This window comes from aff. Roholtiella sp. LEGE 12411 (assembly GCF_015206995.1).
Classification (GTDB): domain Bacteria; phylum Cyanobacteriota; class Cyanobacteriia; order Cyanobacteriales; family Nostocaceae; genus Komarekiella.
Map to the genome: position 1 here is coordinate 1 of NZ_JADEXR010000184.1, position 11,403 is coordinate 11,403.

Annotated in this window: 9 protein-coding genes; 8 read left to right on the top strand and 1 reads right to left on the bottom strand. The window is 41.7% G+C overall.

The window, feature by feature from the left end; translation table 11 throughout:
* Positions 1–38 precede the first annotated feature (38 nt).
* The 3 genes from IQ246_RS25970 to IQ246_RS25980 all read left to right on the top strand — a co-directional run bounded on the left by IQ246_RS25970 (position 39) and on the right by IQ246_RS25980 (position 3,717).
* Complete coding sequence (locus IQ246_RS25970) at positions 39–1,994, top strand: FHA domain-containing protein (protein WP_194006193.1); 1,956 nt, start codon at positions 39–41, stop codon at positions 1,992–1,994.
* Between the two features lie 46 nt (positions 1,995–2,040).
* Entirely contained in the window at positions 2,041–2,928 is an 888-nt protein-coding gene (locus IQ246_RS25975) for a CPBP family intramembrane glutamic endopeptidase (protein WP_194006194.1), read from the top strand.
* A gap of 66 nt (positions 2,929–2,994) precedes the next feature.
* Positions 2,995–3,717 carry a GDSL-type esterase/lipase family protein gene (locus IQ246_RS25980; RefSeq protein ID WP_194006195.1) on the top strand — a complete coding sequence of 241 codons (723 nt, stop codon included), beginning with the start codon at positions 2,995–2,997 and terminating at the stop codon, positions 3,715–3,717.
* A 343-nt stretch (positions 3,718–4,060) separates the two neighbouring features.
* Here IQ246_RS25980 and IQ246_RS25985 read toward each other — a convergent pair whose 3' ends face one another.
* Positions 4,061–4,876: a PEP-CTERM sorting domain-containing protein gene (locus IQ246_RS25985; RefSeq protein WP_194006196.1), complete on the bottom strand. Its 816-nt coding sequence runs from the start codon at positions 4,874–4,876 to the stop codon at positions 4,061–4,063.
* A 448-nt stretch (positions 4,877–5,324) separates the two neighbouring features.
* Between IQ246_RS25985 and IQ246_RS25990 the strand changes: the two genes are divergently transcribed.
* The 5 genes from IQ246_RS25990 to IQ246_RS26010 all read left to right on the top strand — a co-directional run bounded on the left by IQ246_RS25990 (position 5,325) and on the right by IQ246_RS26010 (position 11,325).
* A complete protein-coding gene (locus tag IQ246_RS25990) occupies positions 5,325–5,759 on the top strand; it encodes a hypothetical protein (protein ID WP_194006197.1) in 435 nt (144 codons plus the stop codon).
* Positions 5,760–5,957: 198 nt separating this feature from the next.
* Positions 5,958–7,250 (top strand): cation:proton antiporter, encoded by a 1,293-nt coding sequence (locus IQ246_RS25995; protein ID WP_194006198.1) that lies wholly within the window; start codon positions 5,958–5,960, stop codon positions 7,248–7,250.
* 394 nt (positions 7,251–7,644) lie between these two features.
* Positions 7,645–9,849: a cation:proton antiporter gene (locus IQ246_RS26000; RefSeq protein WP_194006199.1), complete on the top strand. Its 2,205-nt coding sequence runs from the start codon at positions 7,645–7,647 to the stop codon at positions 9,847–9,849.
* A 4-nt stretch (positions 9,850–9,853) separates the two neighbouring features.
* Positions 9,854–10,366, top strand: coding sequence for a hypothetical protein (locus IQ246_RS26005; protein ID WP_194006200.1), 513 nt, complete (start codon positions 9,854–9,856; stop codon positions 10,364–10,366).
* A 68-nt stretch (positions 10,367–10,434) separates the two neighbouring features.
* Entirely contained in the window at positions 10,435–11,325 is an 891-nt protein-coding gene (locus IQ246_RS26010; protein ID WP_194006201.1) for an AMIN domain-containing protein, read from the top strand.
* The last annotated feature ends 78 nt before the right edge of the window (positions 11,326–11,403 follow it).

Sequence of the window (11,403 nt, forward strand, 5' to 3'; positions counted from 1 at the left end):
CCCATGCCCCATACCCCATGCCCCATGCCCAATGACCAATGACCAATGACTTACAAATCCAATTAAGTTGGGAAGATCCAGCAACGGGAGAACGGCGAGAACCAAAGTTAAATCTACCTATCGCTTTTGGTCGAGAATTCGCCCGCTTACCTGCCGAAATCGGAGGACAACGTGTCTCCAGGATGCTGCTTAACAGTAACGAAGTTTCTCGCTACCATGCCCTAATTGACTGGGAACAAAACCAACTGGTGGCGATTGACCAAGGTAGTGTTAACGGTATATTTGTCAACGGTCAACAACAAACGCGCAGTGTTTTGACTAATGGGGATATGCTACAAATTGGCCCCTACATGATGACGGTGACATTTGCCACCAATGTATCCGCACAAATCACCAGCCCTCCTTCAACAATTCAGTTCAACCCAAATACTAATCTCCCAGACCCCAGCTTATCCCCAGCGCAGTCTACACCCTCAAGAAGCAATTTTCCGCCATCAGCGTTTCAAGCGGAAAACGTCGCTGTGCAAGCACTCCATGCTACAGGCTTGCCAGTAGATGAATCTGATTATTTGGCGATTGGGGCGGGGTTGGGTAGCTTTGTCTGGGTTGATTTACTGCGAATTAGTGGTGTCCATGCCGACAAGATTGTGGCTTTGGGATTAGAGGGAGAGCCGTATGCTCGTTACAAACGCCTCTGCATGAATTCGCAAATTCCCTTACATGAAAGACTACGATCTAATTCTGACTCTTGTCCCGATAATATTTGGGGCTGGCCTAGCTATGCTCTGCGGGAATCTTGGTATGATTTCACCCAAGGCAAGATTAATTCAGCATTCAGATATCTGTGGCAGGTATTTGCTGAACCAACATTTGCAGAAACTTATACACCTCGTGCGGGTAATGTCTTTGATTCTATCGATCGGGAAGCCAAGCGCATTGGCTGGAATCAAATTTATCGTTATGGGCGAATTAGGGGAATTCGCAAAACAGATGATGGCAGGTATTGCGTAGCTTATTCTCGTGGCCCAGGAAATTATGCTTTTCTAGTTAGTCGTTATTTACATTTAGCTACTGGCTACCCAGCCATTCAGTTTCTCCCAGATTTACAAGCTTATAGGGAAAAATATCAAGATTTTAAGTCGGTCGTGAATGCTTATGAGGCACACGATCATGTTTACCAACAACTAGAGCAACAGGGTGGTACAGTGTTGATTCGGGGGCGAGGGATTGTCGCTTCGCGGGTTTTTCAGCGTATTTATGAGGCAAGAAAGCAAAATCAGAATATTACAGTTTTGCATTTGATGCGATCGCCTAAACCCCAAGGTAATAAATTTCAAACTGCTCAGCGTCTAGTTAAAAATCATTACGAATTTCAACCATTTAACTGGCCCAAAGCCTGTTGGGGCGGTGAACTCCGCGTTATGTTAGAAAAAGCTAGTCCTGATGAACGTAAGCGCCTAATAACGGACTGGGGCGGTACAACCACCGCTGACCGCCACGATTGGCAACGCATCACAGAACAAGGGCTAAGCGAAGGCTGGTATCAAATTACCTTTGGTGAAGTGCTGGGTGTAGAACGAGATGCCCAAAACCGCACTATTACCCGTATCCGGGAAAAAGGTTTTGGGGAAATGAATCTCGCTGCTGACTTTATTGTTGATGCTACTGGACTAGATGCCAAGGTAGAAACAAATCCTTTGTTAGACGATTTGGTGAAACATTACAATCTGCCGCTGAATCACTTGGGGCGGTTGGTTGTAGCGAACAATTTTGAGTTGATAGAAATGCGTAGTGGCAGAGGTCAGATGTATGCGGCTGGAGCCATTACCCTCGGCGGGCCCTATGCAGCAGTTGATAGTTTTCTGGGCTTGCAGTACGCCGCCTTAGTTGCCGTTGATGGACTCGTCACCGCCCGTGCGCCTGGAGTTCAATATTTGAATACTCTAAGTTCCTATGGGCAGTGGTTGAAGTGGGTATTGAATCAGTCGCCTTAATTAGGTGAAAGTAAAGGAATTATAAGCGATCGCCCATCATTAATTTATGACAGATCAAACTCTCGATAATCCATTCCGTAAGCTCAAGGTTCGCAATTTGCTGTTGCGAGGTTTGTTGATATCGTTGAGTCTTGGCTTTGCACTAGGCTTTGTACAAGGAATCACTGGTCTGGAATTCAACAATCAAGTTGTACCATTGATCCTCTACATCTTAATATTTGGGTTACTTTGTCTCTGGGAACTGGCAGATTTCAAACGCTTTGGAATTAATCTCAAGTACGTAGTAGGTAGAGTACCAAAAAATCACAGATGGTTACAGACAGTAGGCTTGGTGATTCTCACAATCCTGTTTTCCCTCAGTGCCTTCCTTGTGTCATTTTACCTATTGTTATTAGTCGCGCCTTCTTTTGTGGAGGGAGTCATCCGCCAGGTTACTACCAATCCATCTCCTCGAAGTTCTGCACCTTTGTTTGACAACTTGCTAGCAGCGATGGTTTATGTGGTGATTGGCCCAATCGCAGAGGAATTTCTCTTCCGAGGTATTATTTTACAGCGCTGGGCGGCTAAGTGGGGCATTCGATCTGCTTTGGTTATTTCGTCACTTTTATTTGGAATCTTACATGCAAACGTTTTGGGATTGTCCATATTTGGTATAATCATGGGGGTGTTATACATCAAAACCCGCACGCTGATTGTACCGATGGCAAGCCATGCATTGAATAACTTCCTAGCGGTGACAATGGGACTTTTCTCTAGTGGGTCGAATCCTACCTCATCGGTGAATAGTCTAGAACAATTACGTTCTAACTGGTGGCTAGGTGTCCTACTGATGCTAGTAACATTGCCTTTGCTGGTTCGCTTCCTTTCCCAGAATTGGCCACGCCGAGATGCAGCAGCCCCCTACTTAATCAACGCCTTTCAAGATGAAGCGTAAAAATACTCATTAATGGTGTAGAAATGTATAGAATCTTGTAAAGATGTAAAACATATTCTTTTTAAGATGCAAACATTTCAAGCTACTTCTTCAATGCAGCTGTCTGTACCATCAAATAAATGTCAGTCTTTGAAGATTGTCGCACTGGGAGATAGCTTAGTGTATGGATTTGGCGACCCGGAAAAAGGAGGCTGGGTTGAGCAGTTGCGGCGGTGGTGGATGTTGCCAAATAGTGCGGGTCATGTTTTATATAACTTAGGAGTGCGAGGCGATCGCACCCAGCAAGTAGCACAAAGGCTAGAAGTGGAATTTCGCCATCGAGGTGAATTGCGAAATCGTGTTCCCGACTTAATTATTTTATCAGTAGGCGTGAATGACTCAGCGCGGTTAACTCGTCCTGATGGACGCAATTATACAGATTTTGCCGTATTTGAATCGGAAATCGCTTCTTTACTAGATTTGGCACAGCAACTCTGTCCGGTATTATTTGTAGGCATGGTACCAGTGAATGAGGTCAAAATGCCATTTCTAGATTGCTTTTACTACAATCATGCCGAACAATCCCGCTACAAAACAGCTACTCAAGTTGCTTGCTCCAAACGGCAAATTCCCTATCTGGATATTTTCGAGCAATGGATGGAACGCGGTGAAACTTGGCGACTCAAACGCTTGAGTGAAGATGGCCTTCATCCTAATACACTAGGATATCAAGCTTTGTTAGAGGATGTGATCCATTGGAACGCACTTGCAGCTTACCATTCCCATCGTCACCTGACCCAATTATTTTGATGAGAAACCCATAGCTTCTTTCAATAATTTTGCACTTTCATCTCAATAGTGTGCTGATCACAGGTGTCTATCTATATTTATTGGATTTCTCGTCTCTGTAGACAGGCCGACAAGAACACACTTAACCTTAACAGCTAAATTCTGCTCTCTTCAGCTTTCCAGTTAAAAACCCCTCTAGGGAAATATCTGGAGGGGCAAAAGGGATAATAGACCTCTTGCAAAAGTCTAAAAATCATAAATGTCATTCTGAGCGGAACGCAGTGGAGAGAAGAATCTCACTAGATATTTCACTCCGCTCAACATGAGAAGTTAAGCATTTATGCAAGAGGGATAATATCTATGACTATGCAGATTGGGAAGTTTTTTGCTTACGCTTCATTGGCCACGCCATAAAACTAACAGCCACTAAACCAGCAAGGGTCATTGGTTCAGGAACAGGTTGTGCTTCACTGATAGAACTTGCAGCTCCAAAGATTTGAGAACCAGAAAGTCCTGTAACATTCTTATCAAAAACTCCTACTCCTGTCGTTGAATTAATAATCAGTTGTTTTCCATCAATTGTGTAACCATACAAAGTTCCACGATCAAAACCCAGTCCAAACACGCTGCTGAAACCAACACTGCCAATTTGCGTAGCTATACCGTTTAAAGCGATAGAAAATAAAGTGCTATCGGTTGGAGTTGTGAATGTAGCCAGGAATTGATTAATTGTAGGATCAAATACAATATCACCAGCACTTTGGTTACCAGAGATATCAGATATCAAAGTTGCAGCACTTGTGGACGCATTAATAGAATAAAAACCACTATTAAAGCCTGTGGCATAAAGTACGTTATTGTTGGCAAATCCCAATGCATTTATGTCATTAACGTTCTCATCGCCAATCAATGTAAATGAACTTGGGCTTTGATTAATACTGTATAGCTGACTAAAGGTAGTACCAAAAAGTTGCCCACTATCGTTGACAGCTATATCAGTAAAAACTGGTGCATTGTTAATAAAAGAAGTAAACACACCTGTCGCAACATCAACGCTTCCAACTTGTCCACTGCTAGTAGAAAGTGTTAAAGCTTGGACTGGAAATATAGATCCCAATGTTCCGAAAGCTGTAACCACCATTCCAATAGTAACTACAGTCAAATTTTTGAAAGTCTTCATACATCAAATTCCTTATTTAGAGAAAAGCAGTAGCAAGAGTAATGTCCCAAAAGTCGCGAGCATGACATCAAAATCATTAGAGATATCCCTAAATCACCCTTCAGAAAGGGAATATAACATAAAATTTTCCTATTTTTTTAAAGTAGCCAGAGAAAATTTGATGATTTTTATACATTTTCTAAGATTTATCTAGGAAAACACAGAAATTTTTGTTGAAAAACAGTATCATTACTTAAGCAGATTGATTGAGATTTGTCCAATTTTTTTACTTAATGTACTAGATATATTATGCTTATCAGTGAGCAACAGGGCTGCTCTGTATGGAGCATTGCAGTAAACACCACATATTAGTGAAATTTTCAATATCAATGAAAGTCAAATCCTGTTTATAACTATCTATAAAAATCCCTAGTTATCCTATATTTTTTATTCACTACTCGACTCTGTTATGACTCCAACTTTATTAGGTCGTTGGCAAACTCGATTATTACTACTTGCTACCGTTGGTGTGTTGGTATCCTTGCCCTTTGCAATAGGCTTAGTTGGGCCTGGTACTAACTCAGTTTATTTTTGGATACTCAGTTATATTGCTATTTTTGGCTTGGGTTGGGATGTAGTTTATAACTATCTTCAAAAATCTCGCTGGGATAGGGACTGGCCCGCAGCTTATCAACTCTTAGCTGGTATCTGGGAATTACTCTTTGTCTTCTGTGGGATAAAAATTTTTGGCTTTTTACCAATACCTCTGGCAAAAGAAGAGCTATCGCTAGGAGCTTTTTTACTACACTACAGCGTCGTTTGGTTAGCAGTTTTTATTGCCTCGCAAAGCCTCATGCGAATTATATTTCCTCGTTGGCGTTTCCGAGGTGGTCAGTGGTTATAAAGCCTCATGTACTCTCTTTGAACAACAATATTCGCAACTTATTTAAGAAGCCAATAATTTGAGTAATGTCAATAGTCATTATATAATCGCAGACGTGATTTTTCACATCTATGTACTTTTACTGTTGTGTTCTGTTGACTTAAAATTGCTATATTTAACTCCCTCAATATATTCTTAATTTGTGCTCAAGGAAATATAATGTCGAATTTTGACCTAGTTACTAACCTTTTTTTACAACTCACTATAATTTTAATCACTTGTCGCATCGTCACGATTTTAGGACGACGTTATCTGGGTCAAACCGATGTTGTTTGTGAAATGATTGCAGGTGTGATGCTGGGCCCATCACTTTTGGGCTTAATAGCACCAGATTTGCAGCAATGGCTGTTTCCCAAACTTCCCATTTTGACTGCACTAGGAAGCAAGATACCTAATCCATCGATGTCGATTTTATATGCTATCAGCCAAATTGGGTTAGCAATTTATATGTTTTTGATTGGGTTGGAGTTTAATACCAAACTATTAAAACATCATATTAAAAGTGCAGGATTACTATCTGCTGCCGGAATTATTACTCCATTTATTTTAGGAGCGATCGCCTCTTTTTTGCTGTACAAGAAGGGCAATTTTTTCCAACAAAATGTAACGCCTTGGGCTGCTGCTTTGTACCTTGGTGCGTCGATGACAATTACGGCGTTTCCCATGTTAGCTCGGATCATTTACGAACGCGGTCTAGCAAAAACCCGCTTTGGTACTTTAGCTTTAGGAGCAGCATCGGTTGATGATGGAGTTGCTTGGTGTTTACTAGCGATTGTGCTTGCAAGCGTGAAAAATTCCATGAGCATTGCTGTCTTAGCAATTGGTGGTGGCATTATTTATGTACTATTTGCAGTTTTCGTAGGGCAACATGTACTTAGCATCTTCACGCGTATGACAAAACGTGATGCAGTTGTAAGTAGGCAAACCCTGACATTATTGTTAATAGTTTTGACATTCTGCGCTTGGTTTACTGATGCCACCGGTATCTATGCAATATTCGGTGCATTTATCCTTGGAGCAGTGATGCCACGTGGAGAATTTGCTGAGCAAATTCGTCAATATACCGAGTTTTTCACTACTTCATTTCTGCTACCGATTTTCTTTGTTTTCTCTGGACTTAATACTCAAATTGGACTGGTAAACACACCTAATTTGTGGGGAATAACCATATTAATTATTGCGATCGCCATTTTTGGTAAAGGAGTTTCTTGTACACTGGCAGCAAGGCTTGGGGGCGAAAATTGGCGTAATTCAGCAATAATTGGCTCATTGATGAATGCTCGCGGTTTAATGGAGTTGATCATTCTCAATGTTGGTCTTGAGCAAGGTATAATCACTCCAACTTTATTCACTATTATGGTTATTATGGCGATTATCACTACACTCATGGCATCGCCATTAATTGCCTTTTTGTTACAAGGTACAAGCTATAGTAATCGATTTGATTCGTGAACTGACTCGTAAAGACAGGGAATGGAGAATAGGGAATAGGGAACATGAAAAAAGGGAATTAGAGGTTTACGCAGTTTTTTCAAAAATCAAATAGGAATCCTATATGAAAAATCTTTTGTTTAAGAACGGCACAGCCAAAAGTTGAGGTAATAATTACTAGTACTAATACAAACCTTATTCTCAAGAATAATTACCGATTTATGTTTATATAGTTAATTCGTAAATACTGTTAGGGTTAGCTATTCAATGCATTTTCTACTGCTGCAACTGTGTTGTAACAATTAACATCACAACTAAGCGCGAATTAACTTTAAGTGTGTCTGACAAGGTTGACATTTTCCATGAATTTAAAGAATCATCTTAAGGAAACCGGATAGTCGCTTTTAAGGAAACCATGCACACAATTATTCTCGTTCTGGTTGAGGTGCTGATTGTTATCGGACTGTCACGGCTAGTAGGGCTGGCATTCCGATCAATTAATCAACCACTAGTAATTGGTGAAATTGTCGCGGGGATTATGCTCGGCCCATCTTTATTTGGTTGGATTGCTCCCCATGCAGCAGTTACCTTATTCCCACCAGAAACTATTCCTTTTCTAAATGTTTTGTCTCAGGTGGGGCTAATATTTTTCATGTTTCTCATTGGACTAGAGCTAAATCCAAAATACTTGAGTGGGCAATTAGAAGTAGCAATTCTAACTTCTCATGTAAGCATTTTAGCGCCGTTCTCTTTAGGAACATTGTTATCGGTGCTGCTTTATCCCCTGGTTTCCAATGCAAATGTATCTTTTACCACCTTTGCTCTGTTTTTAGGGGCAGCAATGTCAATTACTGCCTTTCCCGTGCTAGCACGAATTATTACTGAAAACAATTTGCAAGGGACACGCCTGGGAACGTTGGCATTAACTTGTGCCGCAGTGGATGATGCGACGGCTTGGTGCTTATTGGCAGTAGCGATCGCCGTAGCTCGTACAGGCAACTTCGCTGGTGCATTACCTACAATTATTGCCAGCTTAGTCTACATTGCTTTGATGCTGACGGTGGGACGTTGGTTCTTACAACGTCTTGCTACTCATTATCGCCGCGCTGGACGCCTTAGCCAATTGGTTCTAGCTTTGATTTATATGGCAGTGGTTGCGTCTGCACTGATCACTGAACTAATCGGCATTCACTTAATTTTTGGAGCATTTCTACTGGGCGCAGCAATGCCCAAGAATGCAGATTTAGTAAGGGAATTGGCGGTAAAAACTGAAGATTTCGTGCTGATATTTTTACTGCCAATATTTTTTGCCTACAGTGGTTTGCGGACGCAAATTGGCTTGCTTAACCGTCCCGAATTGTGGTTTTTGTGTGCATTGGTCTTAGGAGTAGCGATCGCAGGCAAGTATATAGGCACTTATGTAGCAGCTCGTGTCAGTGGCATTAATAAACGGGAAGCAGCAGCACTCGGTTGGTTGATGAATACTCGTGGTTTGACCGAACTGATAGTGCTAAACATTGGTTTGGAGTTAGGAGTAATTTCCCCTTTAATATTTACCATGTTGGTCATAATGGCGTTAGTAACCACATTCATGACCTCTCCACTCCTAGAATGGACATATCCGAAAAAGCTGATCAGATTAGATGTAGTGGAACCAGAATTGGAAGCAGAAGCAGGCATAGATGCTGCTAGCAAAGCTTACACTCGTCCCTACCGGATTTTAGTACCGATTGCGAATCCCAGTACACAAAAAGGTTTGGTGCAATTAGCTGTAGCGATCGCGTTGCCTACCGCAAACATCGCTCTTAACTACCAACAACCCGCCATTGTTAATCCCTTAAGCTTGATTGAATTTGAAGAAGACTATGCCTTTGAAAGTACCCCAGTTGAGGCAGACCGATTAATCGCACAGCGTCGCCAGCAGCTAGCAGAATTGATTAATACTCTCGAACCACCAGAAACACAATCTCATGTGCATTCTATCGTTCGCATCTCTAGCAATGTCGCGCGGGAAACATCACAGATTGCCGTATTAGAACAAGCTGATTTAATTTTAGTGGGATGGCATCGTCCAGCTTTTAGTAGCAATCGCTTAGGTGGACGAGTCGGGCAAATTCTTACCAATGCGCCAGTTGATGTGGCAGTTTTTGTAGACAAGGGAGGCGAGCGATTAGAAAGCTTGTTGGTTCCTTATTCGGCAAATATTCATGATGATCTGGCATTGATACTTGCACTGAGATTACTAATCAATCATGAAAATTGCATGTTGCATATATTACAAGTAGTAACGAATCATGTCAAGGAAGAATTGAGTTACGAACTGCATAGGATGATGGAACAATTGCCGACTAGTGTACGCGATCGCATAGACATCAAAATTATCGAAGCTCCAGAGCCAATCCAAGCTGTAGTTACAGCCTCAGAAGGTGTCGATCTGACAATTGCTGGTACTAGCCGTACTTGGGGGATTGAGCGTCAAACTTTGGGACGATATACAGATCAACTAGCTATTCAATGCCGCTCCTCCCTACTAATTACCCGTCGCTACAGTCAACTCACCTCTCACCTGGCCTCCGTGCTTCCTGATGTTGGTAGTCAAGAATCAAAAGTTGAGATGTAAAACTATGAATCATTTCAACTTCAAATCTTTAGCTTTTTATGGAGTAGCAATAAGTTCAGTACTACTGTTGTTTAAAGTCGTAACCGCTTACGGGGAAAACAATCTTCAGGCTCCTCCCGCAATTAATGGTCTTTATCGACTGACACTAGCTAAAAATTGGCCGCTGTGTGAAAAATCAGGTGCTTTGATATTAAATCTTCAGCAATCAGGTATTTACTTGAATGCCTCTTTATTACCAGCCAACACTAACGCAGATACTGACGTCAAGCACTCGCTTACAGGTATGATGCTGAGAAATCAGCAGTTGAGTTTATCTGGAACAGTTGACCAATCCATCCTTTGTAATATTTCTCCACTGCAAAATAATCCGAGGAACTCAGTCACAATTCAAATGCAACTTGTAGATGGAGGCCAAATGACAGGTCAACTAACCATAAGTGATATCTCGCAAAATCTAGGATTTACTGCTATACCACAAAAAGCTCAAGAAAAATCCCAGAAGTTAAACAGCCATTAAAAAATCGGCAACTATTAAGAATGTCGAGAAACCATACTTATCGCTCAACTTAACAAGGGATCAAAAGAATGGACAAGGGACTAAAGACTAGGAAATTTTTCCAATGGTACAAGCAGCTGTTTGGCGTAAGCTTATTTAGCCTGTACGTAGCAATTGCCCTTGAAACTGTTAGCAGTGCTGCCACACCAGTAGCAAAATTAGATGATTGGCGCTTTTATCCAGAGAAAGTACAACTAGAAATTACCCTCTCAGCAGGTACAACCCCTCGCTATTTCTACCTTTCCCAACCCCCTCGTATTGTTGTAGATCTGCCGGATACCAAGTTGGGTTATGTTACTACTCAACAAAATTATTCTGGAGCAATCCAAAGAATTCGCGTTTCCCAATTAAACGCAACTAGCACCCGCATTGTCCTAGATTTAGCACCAAATACCTCTTTAGATCCCAAACAGCTGCAATTGCAACCTATTTCCCAAAACAACCCCACTCGCTGGGTTTTACGTCCTGTGACTCCTGGTTATAGTACTTCTGTACAACCGCGATATTCTTCGCCTTCACCTACCAACCTACCCCAAACACCTTACAACTATTCACAACCTTCCAGTAACCTACCCCAAGTACCCTATAACTACTCACAGCCGCCTGGTAATCTACCACTAACAACTACTAACACACAACCGCCCTTGTTCACACTTCCGCCCTCATCCGACCTACCACAAACAACTAATCCAAAACAGCCTTTTGTAACTGTACCTCCCCTGACTCCTAACCAACCCTCTCAACTACCTAATTCTATTCTTCCGCCTGCTACTTTCCCAAATCAATCTGGTAACTTAAATAGCACTCCTCCCTTCAATCAGTCTGAGTTTCCAGTACCAAAAATCCCGAATAATAAACCTAATGATCCTAATATCGAGGTAATTGAGTTTGGTCAACCTTTACCCAAAACTAGATACTAAAAATTCAAAGTAATTGGAAATTGGGCATAGAATATCAACATTAATTCTGCCTATGCCCCATGCCCCATGCCCCATGCC